Annotated in this window: 16 protein-coding genes; 5 read left to right on the top strand and 11 right to left on the bottom strand. The window is 65.5% G+C overall.

Going from position 1 to position 19,162, the window contains the following annotated elements:
• Positions 1-131: 131 nt before the first annotated feature.
• A complete protein-coding gene (locus IPK66_09105; GenBank protein ID MBK8175394.1) occupies positions 132-755 on the bottom strand; it encodes a 2OG-Fe(II) oxygenase in 624 nt (207 codons plus the stop codon).
• A gap of 338 nt (positions 756-1,093) precedes the next feature.
• On the opposite strand from IPK66_09105, the gene IPK66_09100 reads away from it, so the two are divergent.
• On the top strand, positions 1,094-1,642 hold the full coding sequence (locus IPK66_09100; GenBank protein MBK8175393.1) for a recombinase family protein: 549 nt from the start codon (positions 1,094-1,096) through the stop codon (positions 1,640-1,642).
• A gap of 551 nt (positions 1,643-2,193) precedes the next feature.
• Positions 2,194-2,796, top strand: a complete 603-nt coding sequence (locus IPK66_09095) for an HAD family phosphatase (protein ID MBK8175392.1) — start codon at positions 2,194-2,196, stop codon at positions 2,794-2,796.
• A 41-nt stretch (positions 2,797-2,837) separates the two neighbouring features.
• On the opposite strand, the gene IPK66_09090 is transcribed toward IPK66_09095, so the two are convergent.
• Together IPK66_09090 and IPK66_09085 are read right to left on the bottom strand one after the other, a co-directional pair.
• Positions 2,838-3,326 (bottom strand): CBS domain-containing protein, encoded by a 489-nt coding sequence (locus IPK66_09090; GenBank protein ID MBK8175391.1) that lies wholly within the window; start codon positions 3,324-3,326, stop codon positions 2,838-2,840.
• Between the two features lie 51 nt (positions 3,327-3,377).
• Complete coding sequence (locus tag IPK66_09085) at positions 3,378-4,514, bottom strand: C4-dicarboxylate ABC transporter (protein MBK8175390.1); 1,137 nt, start codon at positions 4,512-4,514, stop codon at positions 3,378-3,380.
• Between the two features lie 260 nt (positions 4,515-4,774).
• Between IPK66_09085 and IPK66_09080 the strand changes: the two genes are divergently transcribed.
• Positions 4,775-5,338 carry a gamma-glutamylcyclotransferase gene (locus IPK66_09080; GenBank protein ID MBK8175389.1) on the top strand — a complete coding sequence of 188 codons (564 nt, stop codon included), beginning with the start codon at positions 4,775-4,777 and terminating at the stop codon, positions 5,336-5,338.
• A 59-nt stretch (positions 5,339-5,397) separates the two neighbouring features.
• Here the strand turns inward: IPK66_09080 and IPK66_09075 are convergent, their stop codons facing one another.
• From IPK66_09075 to IPK66_09060, 4 genes are all read right to left on the bottom strand, one after another.
• A complete protein-coding gene (locus tag IPK66_09075; protein MBK8175388.1) occupies positions 5,398-6,396 on the bottom strand; it encodes a methionyl-tRNA formyltransferase in 999 nt (332 codons plus the stop codon).
• 59 nt (positions 6,397-6,455) lie between these two features.
• Positions 6,456-6,977: a peptide deformylase gene (locus IPK66_09070; GenBank protein MBK8175387.1), complete on the bottom strand. Its 522-nt coding sequence runs from the start codon at positions 6,975-6,977 to the stop codon at positions 6,456-6,458.
• Between the two features lie 130 nt (positions 6,978-7,107).
• Complete coding sequence (gene ycjG / locus IPK66_09065) at positions 7,108-8,091, bottom strand: L-Ala-D/L-Glu epimerase (protein MBK8175386.1); 984 nt, start codon at positions 8,089-8,091, stop codon at positions 7,108-7,110.
• Positions 8,088-9,095: a DUF1611 domain-containing protein gene (locus IPK66_09060; protein ID MBK8175385.1), complete on the bottom strand. Its 1,008-nt coding sequence runs from the start codon at positions 9,093-9,095 to the stop codon at positions 8,088-8,090. Before IPK66_09060 ends, ycjG begins: the two co-directional genes overlap by 4 nt.
• Positions 9,096-9,555: 460 nt before the next feature.
• Between IPK66_09060 and IPK66_09055 the strand changes: the two genes are divergently transcribed.
• Positions 9,556-10,176 (top strand): cell wall hydrolase, encoded by a 621-nt coding sequence (locus IPK66_09055; GenBank protein MBK8175384.1) that lies wholly within the window; start codon positions 9,556-9,558, stop codon positions 10,174-10,176.
• 82 nt (positions 10,177-10,258) lie between these two features.
• Here the strand turns inward: IPK66_09055 and IPK66_09050 are convergent, their stop codons facing one another.
• From IPK66_09050 to IPK66_09040, 3 genes are all read right to left on the bottom strand, one after another.
• A complete protein-coding gene (locus IPK66_09050; GenBank protein MBK8175383.1) occupies positions 10,259-11,560 on the bottom strand; it encodes an aminotransferase class III-fold pyridoxal phosphate-dependent enzyme in 1,302 nt (433 codons plus the stop codon).
• Positions 11,561-11,565: 5 nt separating this feature from the next.
• A complete protein-coding gene (locus IPK66_09045) occupies positions 11,566-11,949 on the bottom strand; it encodes a hypothetical protein (GenBank protein ID MBK8175382.1) in 384 nt (127 codons plus the stop codon).
• Between the two features lie 154 nt (positions 11,950-12,103).
• Positions 12,104-14,494, bottom strand: a complete 2,391-nt coding sequence (locus IPK66_09040; protein MBK8175381.1) for an RNA-binding transcriptional accessory protein — start codon at positions 14,492-14,494, stop codon at positions 12,104-12,106.
• Between the two features lie 343 nt (positions 14,495-14,837).
• Between IPK66_09040 and IPK66_09035 the strand changes: the two genes are divergently transcribed.
• On the top strand, positions 14,838-17,003 hold the full coding sequence (locus tag IPK66_09035; GenBank protein ID MBK8175380.1) for a starch-binding protein: 2,166 nt from the start codon (positions 14,838-14,840) through the stop codon (positions 17,001-17,003).
• 139 nt (positions 17,004-17,142) lie between these two features.
• Here IPK66_09035 and IPK66_09030 read toward each other — a convergent pair whose 3' ends face one another.
• Positions 17,143-19,095 (bottom strand): SUMF1/EgtB/PvdO family nonheme iron enzyme, encoded by a 1,953-nt coding sequence (locus IPK66_09030; GenBank protein ID MBK8175379.1) that lies wholly within the window; start codon positions 19,093-19,095, stop codon positions 17,143-17,145.
• Positions 19,096-19,162: the final 67 nt, after the last annotated feature.

The following is a 19,162-nucleotide window of genomic DNA, read 5'->3' as shown; positions in this document are numbered from 1 at the left end:
CGTTTTCGGTCCACGTCAGTGTTGCATTCAGGAACCTTTGCCGGAGCCGACCGCGGCCAATCGCCCGAGGGAGCAGATTGGCTCAGTCGATCCACCACCACCCGGACCGCCGTTCGGCGCCGGGGGTAGGATCAGCCGCGCTTGAACAGGCGCTTGATCCGTTTCTTCAGGCTGCCGGGGCTGCGGCCGTCGCGGCCTTCCCGCTTCGGTTTAACCCAGTACATTTGTAGCGAACGCCGCTCCGCGTCGCACGGAACGAAACCGTGATAGGACCGCTCCGAACGGCGAAAGGCGATGAGCGTTCCTTTTTCGGGCGTGACCTCGGCGGCGTAGTCCTCAATATCGTTCACCGAACGCAGCAGCCTCAGCCGCCCCCCCGCGTGCGTCCAGTTTTCATTGAAGTAGATCAGGGCGGTGACGATCTTGGTGCGCGAGTCGTTGTGGATGTTACCATCCGACGGCTCGCTGTACTTGCGCACCGTCGTCTGCAGAACCAGCGGTTCCAGATCGACGTCGAACTTCGCCGCGAACTTGGAGCGGACGAGCGGGCTCGCCAGTTCCTCGAGCAGGCCGGCGAAGACCGGACCGTAGCCGAGGACCTCCGGCGGGAAATTACCCGGCTCGGCGATCTGCGGATAATCGCGGTTGACCTCGGCCAGCACCTCGGGACCGACGAACTGCGGAACGACGATGAAGTCGCACGGGTCGCGCTGCAAGGGCGCCCGGTCGAACGCTTCCAGATCGAGAATGGACATGCTCGACGATCCTAGAGAATACGAACGGATGATTGAACGTCCGCCTATCACATCCTTGAATGTGGCGCAAACGCGTTCGCGCAAGGGTGGTGTCTTCGGTTAAATTTCGGTTACTTGCCCCGCGCGCACTCGACAGCGTCTCCAGCGCGGGTATTCACACTGCGCGCCATGCGAGGTTGAGCAGACGGTGGTCACGCCAGTGAACCTAATGTGCCGGAAGCGGCGCGGACCGCGACCGCGTTTGCAGCTCCCTGCATAGTTCAAGAATTATGCACAAAACCTAAGCCGCTGAAATCAGGCCCCCTTTCCTGTGAAAAATATATGTGCATAATGGGTGCATGATTTACGGCTATGCACGGGTCTCAATGGACGGTCAGAGCGTCGAGGCGCAGGTTGCCGCGCTGACGGCCGCCGGAGCGGAGAAGGTGTTCCGCGAGGTGGCCTCGGGCGCGAAGACCGACCGGGCGCAGCTCCGACGGTTGCTCGACGCTCTCGCCCCCGGCGACGTGCTCACCGTGACGCGGCTTGACCGCCTCGCCCGCTCCACCCGCGACCTTCTCAACACCCTCGCCGCGATCACCGGCAAGGGAGCCGGATTCCGCTCCCTTGGCGACACCTGGGCCGACACCACGACTCCGCTCGGGAGGCTCATGCTCACCGTTTTCGGCGGCCTCGCCGAATTCGAGCGCGAGCTGATCCGCGCCCGCACCGGCGAAGGCCGCGAACGCGCCAAGGCGCGGGGCGTGAAGCTAAGCCGCAAGCCGAAGCTCACTGACCATCAGCGCAAGGAGGCGATAGCCAGGCGGGAGAGGGACGAAGAAACCCTCGCCGAGATCGGGCGCAGCTACAACGTCAGCGGCTGGACGATTGCGAGACTTCCCATATGAGAAGTGCCGATAGATATCGAAGATTCCTACGCTAATCTGGCGCCCATTGGGGGATTACCTAATATACATGAACACCAAGAATCAACTGATATCTACCAAACACCGCCTATAAACTAACACAATACCGTCGCTTTGTAAATATTATTTAGGTTAAACATTGTAATCTCGTCAATGTTTGACAGTATTGTGTTGATTACTCTCGCGTGTCTGCGCTCGCGTTTGCTAAATATTTTCCGCCTCGGCTTCTTCATCATCTGCTCCGTCTATGACGACGAAACCGCCCCCCCTCCAATCAAGCCCATGGTCCCAAAATCTGGGTCCACCTCAGTGCGCGGCAGACAATTTTCCATAAAGCCGGATATGCGATCGACGCCGTAGTCTAAGCATGCATATGCGCAGGCAGGAACAGCACAGCCGCGAACGTTAACGTCGCTGAGGCTGAAAAACATCGTGATTGGGATAAAATTTCGGTTCGCCAGCCGACGAGACGGCGCATCACACCCGTTAAATCCTGAGGCACTCCTCAAGGCTGGCGCGAGAGGATGAACTTGATGACAGCGGTGATTTTCGACGTCGGCGGGGTGCTGATCAACTGGGACCCGCGCTACCTCTACCGGACGCTGTTCGACGGCGACGACGCGGCGATGGAGCGGTTTCTCGCCGAGGTGTGCACGCCGGACTGGAACCGCCGGCTGGATGCCGGCCTGCCGTTCGCCGACGGCGTGGCCGAGCTGATCGCCCGCTTCCCCGAGCACGCCGGGCTGATCGCCGCCTATGACCTGCGCTGGGAGGAGATGGTGCCCGGCGCGCTGTCCGGGACGATCGCGGTGGTCGAGGCGTTGTACGCCGCCGGGGTGCGGCTTTACGCGCTGACCAACTTCTCGGCCGAGAAGTTCCCCCTCGTCCGCCGCCGTTTTGACGTCTTCGCGCTGTTCGACGGCTTCGTCGTCTCGGGCGAGGTCGGCCTGGTCAAGCCTGACCCCGGGATCTACCGCCACCTGCTCCGCCGCTTCGACCTCGAGCCCGCGTCCTGCCTGTTCATCGACGACGTCGCCGCCAACGTCGAGGGGGCGCGGGCGGTCGGGCTGCGCGCCGAGCCGTTCCGCGGCGCCGAGGCGCTGCGCGCCGATCTCGAACGCTACGCGATCCTCTGAGCGCGCGCGGGCGCCTGCCCGGCCTCGCGCCAAGTCCGCCGCTAGCAGCTATAGGTGCCGCGGGCGAATAGCACCAGCTTTTCCAGCTCCATATCGTTGATGACCGTCTCGTGATGATGGATCACCCAGCGGCTCAACTCGTCGCCGGCGACGATCCCCGCCGGCGCACCATCCTCGATGACGACAAGGTAGCGGCCGGGCGTTCCGGCGATGTCCGCAAGGCAATCGGCCACGGACCGGCCGGCATCCACCGTAACGACCCGCCGGTTCATCGCCTCGGCGATCGGCACCGCCGCGATCGGCCGCGCATCGTCCAGGCGCGAGCGCAGGAAATCCCGCTCGGAAAACATCCCGCAAATCGCCCCGCCGTCGACGATGACGAGGCAGCCGAGATCGCGCTCGACCATCGCCCGCAGCGCGTCGTCCACCGTCGCCTCGATACCGAGCCAGCAGGCCGCCCGCGGCGCTGCGGCAAGGATCTGGCCGACCGATCGGTAGGCTCGCTGAGGGGTGGTCGACGGTTTCTTCATCGCAGGTCAGATATGGGGGAAAAGCCGCCGGCCCCCGACGCCGAACGTGCCCTAAGGCCGGCTGAGTTCCCGCCAGATCGCGTAGTCGGCGCGAAAGGCGGAAAGTGATTGCCAGACGCGCAGGAAATCGGGATCGCTGCTGCTCGCCTGCTGCACCACCTGCTTCCACGCGCGATCCAGCGCGTCGAGAATTCCGGGCGGCAGCCGCTGCAACCGGATGCCCTGGGCAAAGAATTCCTTCAGCGCCACGAACTGCACCGCCTCGCCTTTCGCCAGGGTATCGCTGATCGTATCGCCGCACAGTGTTTCGACCTGCGCCTGCTGCGAGACGTTGAGCTGCTGCCATTTCTTCAGATTGATGATCAGAACGACGGTCGTCAGCGACTGCTTCCAGCCCTCGGGATAGTAATTCTTCAGCCAGGTGCCGAATTCCATCCGCCGGTCGATCGCCGGAGAGGCATAGGCGACCGCGTCGACGTTCCCCTGCTCGATCGCCAGCATCAGATCGCCCGGCGCATAGGTGACAATATCGACGCCCAAGCGCGAGAGCGCCCGGGCGGCCAGGCCACCCGCGCTCATTTTCAGCCCCTTGAGATCTTGCACCGAGAGCAGCTCGTGGCGGAACCAGCCGAAGGCGCTGGGCGGAAGCATCCCGCAAACCAGGGCATGCACATTGTGTTGTTCGTTCAAGGAGTCGAACAGCTCCTTACCGCCGCCGAGCTGCAACCAGGCAAGAAATTCGTCGGCCGAAGGGCCGAAGGGAACGCCGGCGAAGATTCGCAACGCCGGCACGCGATTGCCCGCGACATCCGGCGTCGTCAGTGCGGCGTCGACGGCTCCCGCCCCCACCGCCTCGAACACGTCATCGACCGCGGCGAGCGCTCCCGGCGGATAGGAGCGGATCTCGAACTGTCCGCGCGAAACCTCCCAGATGCGTGAATCGATCCGCTTGGCGAGATCGCCGGCGACCGGCATGTCCGGCGGAAATCCCCCCGCCAGTTTCAACGAAACGGCTGGACGCGAGACCAGCGCACGCGGCAGTTTCTCGGCAAGGTCCGCCGCGGACGGCGCCGGCGACGTTCCCCCGGATCCGGCCGCGGTGCGCTCGAGCCGCGGCGCGATAACCGTCGCGCCGAGCACCACGCCGAGCACGGCGCCGACAATGAGACCGATGACGATGTTTCTCATCGATCAGCGCAGCGCCAATTGCTGCCGGCAGGCATGGCGTTCGGGAGTGGCAAACGCACCTCGGGAAGCGAAGACATGGGCCGGAACATAACCGCTCACGGACGCTAGACGAGCCTGGGTGGACAGACAAGCATTGTTCTGGCGCTCAGAATGGCCGTCGCGCGGGTCCCGCGGACCTGCGGCCGGTTGCGCGCGGACTCATCCTGGGCGACGACTTGCATGGCGGGTGAATCGACGTGCCCAACAGCGGAGAACGGCGAATGGAAAGGCAAGACGATGGGGGCGAGTGGATCTTCGGCTATGGCTCGCTGATGTGGCGGCCGGGCTTTTCCTACGTGGAAACACTGCCGGCCCTCCTTCGCGGCTACCACCGCTCCTTCTGCGTCTTTTCGCATTTCTATCGCGGCACGCCCGACGAGCCGGGGCTGGTGCTCGGTCTGGCGCCGGGCGGAACTTGCCAGGGCCTGGCCTTTCGCGTGCGGACGGCGGAGTTCCCGGCGGTCAAGGCCTACCTCGATGAGCGCGAGCTCGTCTCTTATGCCTACACCGCCGACCGGCTTGCGGTCGAAACCGCGCACGGCGAGGTCCGTGCCTATACCTTCGTCGCCGATCCACGGCATCCGCAGTACGCCGGCGAACTCGGGCTGGTACGATCGGCCGAGTTCATCGTCCGCGCCCAAGGCCACGCGGGCCTCAATCGCGACTACCTGATCGAGACGATCCGCCGGCTGGAGCAGGAGGGATTTTCCGACGACGCGCTGCACGCGCTGCTACGCCGGGTCGAATACCTGACCGGCGTGCTCGAAGCCGGCGGCGGCATTTGACGACGACATCTGGCGGCATCTGGCGGCACCGGGGCCGGCCGCACAGGCGGCCGGCCGGCTCAGGCGAGGCAGGTTCCGGCCGGCAGGGAAAAGCCGCGCAGGAACGCCTCGACATCGGTCGCGGTCCGACCCGGCCGTTGAAGCCGCAGCGGCCGCAGCGCCCCCGCCCCACAGGCAACGGCAAGGCGGTCGTCGACAATCAGCCCTGGCGAAGCGGAGACATCACCAAGGCGATCCGCCGCGAGGACCTTGATCCGCTCGCCGCCATGCTCGAACCATACTCCCGGCTGCGGATTGAGCGCCCGTACGCACCGGTCAAGCACGTCCGCCGGCCGGGTCCAGTCGATCCGTCCCTCCTCTCGCCCAAGCTTGGTGGCATAGGTGGCGCCCTCCGCCGGCTGTGGCGTCGGATGCAGCGTTCCTGCGGCGACGCCGTCCAGCGCATGGACCATCAACTGCGCGCCGAGCACACCCAGGCTCGCGTGCAGCGCCGCCGCCGTCGTCTCGTCACCGATCGGCACGGACGCCCGCAGCAACACCGGCCCGGTATCAAGTCCCGCCTCCATCTGCATGATGGTCACGCCGGTCTCGGTATCGCCGGCGAGGATCGCTCGCTCGATCGGCGCCGCGCCGCGCCAGCGCGGCAGCAGCGAGCCATGAACATTGAGGCAACCAAAGCGCGGTGCATCGAGAATCGCTTGCGGCAGAATGAGCCCATAGGCCGCCACCACCGCCGCATCCAGGCCGAGTTCGCTGAAGGATCGCTGCGCGTTTTCATCGCGCAGACTCGCCGGCGTTCGCACGGCAAGACCGCGAGCGTCGGCAAAGGCGTGCACCGGTCCTGGCCGCGGCTTGTGACCGCGGCCGGCTGGGCGCGGCGGCTGGGTGTAGACCGCGACCACCTCGTGCCCCGCCGCCAGCAGCACCGTGAGGCTCGGCAACGAAAACGCCGCGCTGCCCATGAACGCCAGCCGCAACGGCTGCGCCGCGTGGTGCGGGAGCACACTAGCCGGGTGAGGGTCGACACCGCTAGCGGCGGCGCCGCCTGCGCTCGTCATTCCTGTGCGCCTTTTCCTGTCCTGACGGGAATTCGCTCCGGGCGCCAGCCCCCGCGCGCCTACTCGGCGGCGGACGACAGCCGCTTGGACTTCGCCAGCTTGCGCAAAATCATGTTGCGCTTGAGCTGCGAGAGGTGATCGACAAAGAGCACGCCTTCGAGGTGGTCGATCTCATGCTGGATGCATTTCGCCAAAAGCCCGCTCGCCTCCAGTTCCCGGGTGACGCCCTCATGATCGAGATAGCGGACGCGGATCGCTTGCGGGCGAACGACGTCAGCAAAGTGCTCGGGCAGTGACAGACACCCTTCTTCGCTTTCCACCAGTTCGGCCGAGCTCCAGATCACTTCGGGGTCGGCCATCCGGTATGGCCGCGCCGGCTCCTCGGGAAGCGAGACGTCGACGACGATGACGCGCTTGAGCACGCCGACCTGCGGCGCGGCAAGACCGATCCCATTGGCGGCGTGCATGGCCTCCAGCATCCCGTCCATCAGATCGCGCACGGCGGTATCGACAGTGCCGACGGCTTTGGCGCGTTGCTTTAGTCGTGGGTCAGGGGCGACGATGATCGAAAGTTTGCTCATGAATGGTCTTTAATCTTAACTCGCACCGGGGATCCGGCATTACGCCTGCTCTTTATGACATAGGGACGGCGCGCGAGCGACGTCAAGCGCTCGCGCGCGGGTGACACGTCAAGCGCTCGCGCGCGGCGCGTCACCCCCAGAGCGCGGGCTCGGGTGGAAAGATATAGCCGTCAGCGAACTTGAGCGCCGGGCCACGGTCGTGCGCCAGCCACAGGGGACCGTCGAGATCGACGATATCGGCGTCCGCGGCGAGGAGCATGGCGGGGGCGATCCCCAGCGACGTTGCCACCATGCAGCCAACCATGACCCGCAGACCCCGCTCCCGCGCGGCCGCGGTCATGCGCAGGGCTTCGGTCAAACCGCCCGCCTTGTCGAGTTTGACATTGATCATGCCATAGGCGCCGGCCAAGCGATCAATGTCCCCGGCGGTGTGGCAGGACTCGTCAGCGCACAGCGGCACCGGGGACGGGAAGTCGCGCAAGCAGTCGTCCGCGCCCGCTGGCAGCGGCTGCTCGATCACGTCGACGTCAAGCGCCGCCAGCATCCCGACGATGCGCTCGAGCAGGGTGAAGTCCCAGCCCTCGTTGGCATCGACGATGAGCCGTGCCGACGGTGCCGCGGCGCGCACCGCGCCCACCCGCTCGACAACGTCCTCGGCACCGACCTTGATCTTCAGCGACGGGCGGTCGCGCAGTTGCTGGGCCGCCGCCGCCATTGCCTCGGCGGTATCGAGTGCGATCGTCTCAGCGGTGACCACCGGCCGCGGCGCGGCGCCGGCGGCAATCTGCCAGACATGACGGCCGCTGGTCTTGGCATCAAGGTCCCACAGCGCGCAATCAAGCGCGTTACGCGCGGCGCCGGGAGTAAGGCGCTCGCGCAGTCCCGAGCGGTCCAGACCGGCTTCGATATCAGCGGCGGCGGCGGCGATCGTCGCAAGGACGCTCTCGGTGCTTTCTCCATAGCGCGGATAGGGAACGCATTCGCCGCGGCCGTGCGCTCCGTTCTCCTCGATCTCCACCACCACCACCTCGGCGGTCGTCTTGGTGCCGCGGGAAATCGTGAATGGACGGGCCAACGGCCAGGATTCACCGCGCATCGTCATCTTGCGCATCATCGCACCCCTTCGATGAGCCGGTCGACGAGGCGCTCGACGCCGTGGACCAGCGGATCGACGCACGGCAACCCGAAGCGGTCCTCCAGGTCGGCGAGGTAGCCGTCGACGGTTTCAGCCGGCATCGCGCTGGTATTGATCGCCATGCCGATGCACGTCGCGTCAGGGTTGGTCAGACGGGCCGCCTGCTCATTGACGGTGATGCATGTGGCGATGTCGGGTAGCGACCTCTTCGCCAGGCCGCGCATGTGCGTGCGCGTCGGCTCGTGGCACATCACCAGCGCATCGGCCTGGGCACCGTGCAGCAGGCCGAGGCTCACGCCGGCGAAGGATGGGTGAAACAGCGAGCCTTGACCTTCGATGACGTCCCAATGGTGAGGGTCGGCGGCCGGCGCCAGCCATTCGGTCGCGCCGGAGATGAAATCCGCCACCACCGCATCGACGCAGACACCGTCACCGGCAATGAAGATGCCCGTCTGACCGGTGGCGCGGAAATCCGCGTCGAGACCGCGCCGGCGCATGGCTTCGCACAGCGCCAGGGCCGTATACATCTTGCCGACCGAACAATCGGTGCCGACAGCAAGCAGGCGCTTTCCCGAGCGCGGCTCACCGGTACCGACCCCGAAGCCGCGCGTCGGATGGCGGACGTCGTAAAGGCCCCGTCCCTTGCTCGCGGCCAGTTCGCTGAGGCGCGGAATGTCGCGCAGGCGGTCATGCAGCCCGCTGGCGAGATCAAGGCCGGCGTCCAGCGCGCGCGCGAGGATCTCGCACCAACTGTCGGGAATGACGCCGCCGGCATTGGCGACGCCGACGATCAACGTGCCGGCACCGGCTGCGGCCGCTTCCTCCGGTGTCATCTCCGGCAGATCGAGCCACGCGATGCAGCCCGGCAGACGGATCTGGCCGATGCACCAGTCGCGCCGCCAGCGCAATACGCCCAGGGCCGTCTTCGCCGCGAGTTGGTCGGAAGCGTTGCCGACGAACAACACGTAAGGTCGTTTCAGCATCCATCACCCCGTTGCTGTCGAGCCGACGGCTCGATCCCAGACCGTTCGTTGGAACCTCGAACGAGCCACCGATCCTTTCGGGCACAGCGCCCGCAGGGCACGCTCGTCTTGCAGGCATCTTGCCAGATTTTCGCCAGGAGGGCCTAGAGCGCGTCTCGCGCCAGTCATCCACCGCTCATCCACTTTTAAGCAACTATCATTCAACTACAACAATACAAAATGTTCCTCGTTTGTGCACTTGCAATGCGTCTGCATTACTTAAGGAAAAAATGGTTCCCGGTTTCGCTTTACAAGCAACAAAAAGCGGTAATTTACATGCCTATGCGAAACTGGATTGACACGGTCCCCAGGCTTCGTATCTTTATCAATCGTAATATTCGTCAGGCGCCCATATGGACGCCATATTTCGTGGAGAATAGGAAGGGTCCAAGCAAGGCCCCCACCACCGGAAGGAGAATAAATGGCTCGCGGAATCGTCAAACATCTAGGGGTCGCGGCCGTCGGCGCTGCGTTCTGGGCTGCGGCCCTGCTGCTGCCCCCGGACATCGCCGCAAACGCACAGTCGGCTCTCGTGCCGCATCTGACGCCGGGCGAAGCGGCGAATCCGACCGCGGCCGCAGTTCGCAACACGATCATCGCCGACCGGAACGTCGAGCCCGAGTTCGAGTGCCTGGCGCAGAACATCTACTGGGAAGCGCGGGGCGAGCCCTTCGACGGCATGCTCGCAGTGGCGTTCGTAACTCTCAACCGCGTTGCCGACGACGACTTCCCCAAAAGCATTTGCGGCGTCGTCAAGCAGGGTGTGAGCCTTGGCCTCCACCGGTGCCAGTTCTCCTGGGCGTGCGACCAGTACACGGACCGTCCGCGCAGAGGCGCGGCCTGGGACGAGGCTCGCGAGGCGGCATTTCAGGCACTGTTCCTCGACGAACCCGACCCCACCGATGGCGCTTTGTATTTTCACGCGACGCGCGTCCGGCCAAGCTGGGCACGATCGATGGTTCGCGTCGGCCGGATCGGCAAGCACGTCTATTACCGCCAGCCGCTCAGCGTCGCGAACGACACCAAGAACCAGCACTCCTGATGCCGGCGATCGTCCCGTCTTCGGACGGACTGCAGACTTGGCGGTAACGCGTCAAACAAGTGGACGACGCGAGAGTGCCGCCTCAGGCGTCACTCAATACGCGGCGTAGGATCCGTGCGATTTCGTCGATATGCTCCACTTCGGCGATCAGCGGCGGAGCGACGATGCCGGTATCTCCGGTCCATTTGATTAGCAGCCCTTCGTCATACATCCGCTTCAGGCAGCGATAGCCGCGGGCGCCGGGAGCTCCGTCGGGGGCAAGATCGAAGGCGGCCAGCAGGCCATAGCCGCGAACGTCGGTGACGAGCGGAAGATCGGCCAGCTCGAACATCCGGTCGAGAAAGTACGACGATAGCGCCGCCGCCCGATCGAACAGCCGTTCGTTCTCGTAAATATCCAATGTCGCCAATGCCGCCGCTGTCGCCGCCGGATGGGCCGAGAACGTATAGCCGTGGAACAGCTCGACAGCATGCGGGGGGGCACGGTCGGCAATCCCCGTCCAGACCTTCTCCGAACAGGCGACCGCGCCCATCGGCTGGGCGCCGTTGGTCAGCGCCTTGGCCACGGTCATGATGTCGGGCACGACACCAAAGCTGTCAGAGGCAAAGGCCCTGCCCGTGCGCCCGAAGCCGCAGATCACCTCGTCAAAGACGAGAAGAATGCCGTTCCGATCGCAAATGGCGCGGAGCTGCTCCAGGTAGCCTTGCGGCGGCACGAGCACGCCGGTCGATCCGGCGATCGGCTCGACGAAGCAGGCGGCGATCGTCTGTGCACCGTAGAGATCGCAGAACCGCTGCAGGTCGCGGGCGAGATCGCCGCCGCTCGCCGCCTGGCCGCGCACGAAGCGTTCATCCGACTGCTGGGTGTGCCGCATATGCACGACGTTCGGCATGACTGCCGGGAAGGCATCGCGATTGCGCTGGATGCCGCTGAGCGAGGTGCCGCCGATGTTCACGCCGTGATAGGCGCGCTCGCGCGAGACGAAGCGGGTACGTTGAGCCTCACCGTTGGCGCCGTGATACGCCATGGCGATCTTCAGTGCCGTATCGATCGCCTCGGAACCCGAGTTGCAGAAAAGCAGATGATCCAGATCGCCGGGCGTGATGCGGGCGAGGCGGGATGCCAGCTCGAACGAGGACGGATGGCCGAACTGGAAGTGCGGCACGTAGTCCATTTCGCTGAGCTGAGCGGCGACGGCATCGGCGATCGACCGGCGGCCATGCCCGGCGGCGCAGCAGAACAGTCCCGACGCCCCATCGAGGACGTGGGTGCCGTCAGGCGTCCAGTAGGACATACCTTCAGCGCGGACCATCAGTCGCGGGGCTGCATAGAAGTCCCGGCTGGCACTGAATGGCATCCAGTGGTGAGCCAGCGAATTGGGCATACGGGTCATTTCAGGACTCCGGACCGGAATCTGCCGCAGGGACGCAGACGATGCCAGGAGCGCCGGGATCGACGGGACTCCGCATCGCGACGCAAGGTGAACCGGCTAGGTCGTATCGTCGCGGCGGCAGCGATCGAGAGCCGACTCGACACCCCCCAGATCATGCTGCTGGGCGCCAGCAGCGGCTTGCTCACGATGGTGTAGGTGATCCGCTCGGCGGACGGATCGAAGTCATATCCGAGGACCAGCGCACCGAACGGCGTCGCCGTCGTCGCCGTGCCGCGGTTGGCGTCTTCGTCCTTGAACACCGTTCCATGCTGGCTACGGCCGGTATCACGCAGCCGCTCCCACGTCCCCGCCGACACATGATCGAAGCTCCGCGTATCCAATCCGACACCTCCCGAACCAAGTGATTGAGTCTCTCTCCCGCCCGTTCGCGCCGGATCGTGCAGGGAGTGGCGCCATCATTGAACCGCTTGCCGAGCAACGGCAAGCAATTATCGGCGGCGCCAATACCATAAGACGGAGCGCTCTTATGCCGGATCAGCGGCGACGCCCCGACCTCGGACCTTGCGTGGGCGATCCGCCGAGACCGGCGCGGCGCAGGGCCTCCGCCATGGCTCCGTCGGCTGCCGGTGCTGGCGGCGAGGGTTTCTTCGCCCGTGGCGGTTGTGACGTGTTGGCGCGGACCGGCTTGGGCGTCGACGCCGGGGGGGCTTTTTCGGCGCGCGTCCCACGCGGGCGACTCGCCTGTGGCTCCTCAAGGCGCATGCTCAGCGCGATGCGCCGACGGGCCTGATCGACGTCGAGAACCTTGACCCGAACGATGTCACCCGGCTTGGCGATCGCACGCGGGTCCTTCACGAAGGTATTGGCCATCGCCGAGATGTGCACCAACCCGTCCTGGTGCACACCGATGTCGATGAAGGCGCCAAACGCGGCGACATTGGTGACCACGCCCTCGAGCACCATCCCGGGAACGAGATCAGCCAGCGTGTGCACGTCGTCGCGAAAGCTCGCGGTCTTGAACGCCGGGCGCGGGTCGCGTCCAGGCTTTTCCAGCTCGCGCAAAATATCCGAGACCGTCGGCACGCCGAAGTTGGCATCGGTGAAGTCGTTGGCGACGAGGCTTCGCAACACCGGCGCGTTGCCGATCAGCGCTTTGAGGTCTTTGTTGGTCGCGGTGATGATCCGGCGAACGATGGGATAGGCTTCCGGGTGCACACCCGAGGCATCGAGGGGATCCTCGCCGCCCGGAATGCGCAGAAAGCCGGCACACAACTCGAAGGCCTTGGGTCCAAGGCGCGGCACGTCCTTCAGCGCCGCACGGGTGGCAAAGCGGCCGTTGGCGTCGCGATGGCGGACGATATTCTCGGCCAGGCTGTCGCCGACACCGGAAACCCGTGCCAGCAGCGGAGCCGAAGCGGTGTTGACGTCGACGCCGACCGCGTTCACGCAGTCCTCGACGACGGTATCGAGCGAGCGGGAGAGCTTCTGCTGGCTGAGATCATGCTGGTACTGGCCAACGCCGATCGACTTGGGGTCGATCTTGACCAGCTCGGCCAGCGGATCCTGCAGCCGCCGGGCGATGGAAACGGCGCCGCGCAGCGAGACGTCAAGCTCGGGAAGTTCCTGTGAGGCAAAGGCGGAAGCGGAATAGACCGAGGCGCCAGCCTCGGAGACGACGATCCGGGTCAGGCCGAGCTCCGGATGGCGGGCGATCAGGTCAGCGGCCAGCCGGTCGGTCTCGCGCGAGGCGGTGCCGTTGCCGATAGCGATCAAATCGACCGCATGTGTCTTGGCAAGGACCGCCAATCCCTCGATCGCCTCGTCCCAGCGCCGCTGGGGCTCATGCGGATAAATCGTCGCCGTCGCCACCACCTTGCCGGTGGCATCGACGATGGCGACCTTGACACCGGTGCGGAATCCGGGATCGAGGCCCATCGTCGTCCGCGTGCCGGCGGGTGCCGCGAGCAGAAGGTCGCGCAGATTGCCGGCGAAGACCCGCACCGCTTCCTCTTCCGCCGCCTGCCACAGCCGCAGGCGCAGATCGATCTGCAGGTGCACGAGGATTTTCGTCCGCCACGCCCAGCGCACGGTATCGGCCAGCCAGCGATCGCCGGGACGGCCGGCGTCGATCAACCCGAAATGATGGGCGATGCGCCCCTCGTAGGTGGCCTGATCCGCTCCGACGCCCGCCGCCTCCCCGCCTTCGTCCGGCGCCAGATCGAGATCGAGCACCTCCTCCTTCTCGCCACGGAACAGCGCGAGGATGCGATGCGACGGCAGCTTGGTGAGCTCTTCGGCGTAATCAAAATAATCGGCGAACTTCGCCCCCGCCTCGGCCTTGCCCTCGCGCAGGCGCGAGATCAGCCGTCCGCGCGTCCACACTTCCTCGCGCAGGGCACCGATCAGCTCGGCGTCCTCGGCAAAGCGCTCGACGAGGATCGCCCGCGCGCCATCCAGCGCCGCATCGACGTCGGCGACGTTCAGCTCGGCATTGACGTAGCCCTCGGCGGCGACGCGGGGATCAAGCCCGGGGTCGGCGATCAGCGCGTCGGCCAGCGGCTCGAGGCCGGACTCGCGCGCGACCTGCGCCTTCGTCCGTCGCTTCGGCTTGAACGGCAGATAGAGATCTTCGAGCCGTGCCTTGGTGTCGGCGGCCTCGATCTCCGCCTTCAGCGCATCGTCAAGCTTGCCCTGCTCGGCGATGCTCTCAAGGATGACCTTGCGTCGGTCTTCCAGTTCGCGCAGGTACGAAAGGCGCTCTTCGAGCGTGCGCAACTGCGCGTCGTCGAGCGTTCCGGTCGCTTCTTTGCGATAGCGGGCGATGAACGGCACCGTCGCCCCCTCGTCGAGCAGGGCGATCGCCGCCGCCGCCTGCCAGTCTTCGGCGCCAAGTTCCTCGGCGATACGTTGCGTGATCGATTTCATCGGACCTGCCCGACGTAAAGGGAGGAGGGATATGCAATGCCGCCGGGCAAGACCGCTCGCGCGGCCCGCGACGTCGATCGCTCCGGGCGGCTCTTGTACCCATCCCGCTCGCTCAGGTCAAAGCCCTACTCCACATGCGGGATCATCGGGGCGCCAAGCGTTGCTCTCCTGCCGCGCCCGCCACCGAAGACGGCCATGTTGCCGCCTGCCCGACGGGCTGCGCGCCGGATGGTTGACAAGACAATTGCTCGCGGCGGCGGGTGCGGTCACACTGCGCCCCTACAGGGACCTTCCGCTCCGCGGACCGACGTTTTCCATTCATAACCATAGGGAGGCTGGGCACATGACCGATCTCGTCGTGCATGTCCGCAAGCCGGACGATTGGGCATCGTCCGTGCATATTCATTACTGGAATGCCTGGCCACAACCGGACGGCAGCACCTGGCCGGGCGCAGCGATGGAGGACGAGGGCGATGGCTGGTTCGTCTATCGCTTTGCCGGCGTGCGATCGGCGAATCTGCTGTTCCACGACAACGCCGGCCGGCAGACCGCCGATCAGTGGCGCGACCGTGACGGCTGGCTGCGCGACGGCCGCTGGACCGATGCCGCCCCGGAGCCGGAGGGCGCCAATGCCGTCGCTGGAACCGCCACCGGGACCGCCCCTGCCCGCCCCGCGGCGCCTGCCGCGCCGCCGCGCGACCCGGGGCTTCCCGATTTCCGCGAGGAGACGATCTACTTCCTGATCACCACGCGGTTCTACGATGGCGATCCGTCGAACAACTTCTTCTGCCGCGACCGCATCAAGTTCAACGCCGCGGGCGAGCCCGAGGACCCGCACTGGCGGGGCGATTTCAAGGGTCTGATCCAGCAGCTCGATTACATCCGCGACCTCGGCTTTACCGCCATCTGGATCACCCCGCCGGTCGAGAACCGCTCCGGCCTCGACTACCACGGCTATCATGCCTACGACTGGAACCGCATCGATCCCCGGCTGGAGAGTCCTGACGCCACCTACCAGGATCTGATCAACGAGGCGCACGCGCGCGGCATCAAGATCATTCAGGACGTGGTGATCAACCACTCCTGCCAGTACGGTATTCGCGGCATCGTTCATATCGATCACCTGCCGATCAAGTACTACGTCCCGCAGGGCCGCCAGCAGGGCCAGGAGAACAACGGCCCCTATAAGGGCAGCCTCGGCAACTATGCCTGGCCCAATCGCGACGACATTGATAATCCCGTCGCCCCCGCCTGGTACCGGGAGCGCCACGCCCGCGACCCCGAGGGCATCGAGCCGCTCATCGATCCGCAGACCGGCGAGACCGTGCCCAAGCCCGGCTACAACCCCGGCCGCTTCTTCGGCATCGATGCCGGCTCGCTCGATCCCAACTGGTACCATCAGGACGGCTTCATCATGGGCGGCGATTGGGAGAGCGCCTGGCCCCTGCAGCAAAAGCACATCGCCGGCGACTGCATCGACCTCGCCACCGAGCGGCAAAACGTCAAGGACTACCTCATCGACGCGATCAACCACTACCTCGACATGGGCGTCGACGCGCTGCGCATCGATACCGTCAAGCACGTCGAGCGCAATAACCTGCTCGAATACGTCAACGCCTGGAAAGCCCACAAGCCCGGGGTGTTCGTCTTCGGCGAGAACCTGGTAAAGGGCTACGGCTGGGGCGATATGGGCGGCGGCGATAACGGCCCGTCGCCGATCCGCCCGTGGTGGTACACCCGCCTCGGCGACGATCCGCGCAACCCCAACTCAGGCGGCGATTCCGGTTTTGCCGTCCTCGATTTCGGCCTGTTCTCATCGTTCCGCGACAACGTCAGCCGCGGCCACTTTCAGGGCATGGCCCAGGCGATGTCGATGGACTGGATCTACGGCGATCCGTCGACGCTGATCACCTTCTTGCAGAACCACGACGTCGGTCCCGACAACGACTTCCGCTTCCGTTTCAAGGGCGATCAGTGGATGGCGGCCGCCGCCTACAACGTGCTGTGGACGGTGCGCGGCATCCCCTGCCTCTATTACGGCGAGGAGGTCGAATTCATGAAGGGCGCGCCCCAGGACGTCATCGAGGCCAACGACACCCTCGATCGCACCGGCCGCGCCTACTTCGGTGATTATCTCGAACCAGGGCGCATTGGCGAGACCCAGCGCCACCCGCTCTACCAGCACATCCGCCGCCTCAATCAGATCCGTCGGGCGATACCGGCGCTGCAGAAGGGGTGGATGCGCGACATCAACGAGTGGGGCTCGGGAATGAGCTTCGTGCGCGATTACAACGGCGGCGAGAGCCTTGCCGTCGTCGGCCTTGCCATCGGCTCCGACCAGCAGGTCAGCGTCGGCAACATCCCGCCCGGCACCTACCGCGATGCGGTGACCGGCGGCGAGCAGACCGTCGGCGGCGATATCTCCTTCCATGTTCGCGCCAACTCCGCCGGCGTCTGGGTGCTCAACGGCCCCGGCAAGATCGGCGAGGACGGCGCCTACCTGCGGTAGCGGGCGCAGCGGCGGATAGAGAAAAAGGCGGCGGCGGTCTGACCCCGCCGCCGACGTTGTGCGCGGAGGTGCTCCGCGCATCCACGCCACGTGATCCCCTCCCGACCGGAACTCTGCGTCGAGAACCGCGCTTCAGGGTTCAGGGCTCGAAGTTGGACGACAAGCACAACACCCGAAAACCGATGTCGAAGTTGCGGTAGTTCGGGTGGAAGCCATTTCGATAAGCCGAGCGCGCGTAGTCCTGGCTGAGGTACCAGGACCCACCGCGAAGCACGCGGGCATCGGGAAAGTCCTTGTCGGACGGATCGTACAAACTGTCGCACCACTCCCAGGCATTGCCGGCGAGATCCTCGATGCCCAGCTCCACTTGCCGCGATCGGGGAAAAAGACCAACCGGCGAGGTCACGTCGAGGCCGGCCTCCCGCGTATTGCAGATGCCGTCTTGCCACTCGTCGCCCCACGGGTATACGTGGCTATCAGCGCCGACGGCGGCGGCCTGCCATTCCTGCTCTCTGGGCAGACGTCCACCCACCCACCGGCTGTACGCCTCAGCCTCCCAGAAACTCACCCCCACCACCGGCTGGTTGGGAGCGTTCCAACGATGGTCGTGCCAGAATTCAGGCGCGCTCACCTCTTCCTCTTCCTTCCAAAGCCACCCGACGTCCGACCACCACTGCGACGTGCGATAGCCGCCGCTATCGAGAAATCCTTTGTACTGGCTGTTGGTGACCGGATAGCGGCCGATCCAGAACGGCGCCGCGATCGGGATTGTATCGCCCTGATCGCCACGGGGACCAAAACCGTCGCGAACCTCACTGTAGGCCTCTGGATCGCGCAGTCCTCGAATCCTTGGATCTCCCAGCCGGCCAAGGCAGATCCCCAACGCCTGGCGTGCCGGCAACGCCACCTGGTCATCAATGGCATCGAGAGCAAGACGGCGGAATCGCTCCTGCAGATCGTCGGGTACGACATATTTCTTGGCGACGCACAGATCGAGCGCTTCGGCGATAAACACCGCCGACGCCGTGTTTGCTTTGACCGATACCCGGTCCTGATCAGCGATCAGTCGTTCGAGCAGGCGCATACCCCACCCGGCGTCGCGGTTCGTGATCTGGGCGGCGAACAGGAAGAGCAACGTCGCCCGCCACTCGGGGATCGCGCGGCGCTCGCGGAACACCGTGTCGACGTCGCCGCCGGTCCGCGGGATACGCTGTGCTGCGAGGAACTCCTGAAAGCTCAGGTGGTAGAAGGCAGCCCGCTCGTTCTCCCGCGGCACGAGCAGGCCGGAGCGGTTCAGCAGGTCCTCGCGCCGCATCGCGATTTCCGCCTGGTCGGTCTCGTAGGCGGGGTTCAGCCTGGCGAAGCAGGCGAGCAGGCGTTCCGTCTCATCCCAGCTGATCTCGGCGGCCGGCGTAAGCCGCGGCGCGCCTTCGTCGCCCACGTGCATGCCGAATGCGATCGCCTCCAGACGACGCTCGATGGGATCGCGCTCGCGTGCGTCACCCGGATAACGACTGTGCAGCACTCTGGCAACGATACTCTTGTAAAGCTCGTAGCGATCCTCGGGAAGCCGCCCGCCGTTGTCGTAAAGCACGCACAGCGCGCTCAGCAACATGGGATTATCGACCAGCGGCGCGAGGTCGTCGCGACCGCGAATGGTCGCGATGAGATCGGCGGTCTTTTCCGACTTGCCGAGCGTATGGAACCATCGGCCGATGAACAGGTCCCGCAATTCTGCCGGCAGCGGTTCGAGCGGCGCGCTCGCCAGCCCCAGTCGGTGCACGCCGGCGTCGTCGAGGCCGTAGGGACGGCTGGTCAGCAGGATACGGTTGCCTGCCTTCTCCCAGGCGGGTAGCGCGTCCTCAATGCCGCTCAGCAGCAGTTCGCGCGGATAAACGATTACATCGTCGTGTTTTTCCGCGGTCGGCACCTCGTCCAGCCCATCCAGCAGCAGGAAAGCGCGGCCGGCGTCGAGATGCGCGCGGAACAATTCGCCGCTGAGTCCCGGCGGCGGCGAGCGGTCCACCCAGCCGGCGAGTGCGCGCTGCAGATCGGGCCGGCGCCAGATGCGTTCGCCATGGCCGCAGTCCATGCTTCGCCAGAATTCCCGCAACGGGATCAGCAGCGGAAGCCGGGCGCGCAAGCTTGCCGGCACCGGC

It is taken from the genome of Rhodospirillales bacterium (assembly GCA_016712595.1).
Lineage (GTDB): Bacteria > Pseudomonadota > Alphaproteobacteria > Rhodospirillales > Defluviicoccaceae > Defluviicoccus.
Note: the sequence above shows the minus strand (reverse complement) of the source record. Positions and strands in the feature narration are given on the sequence as shown.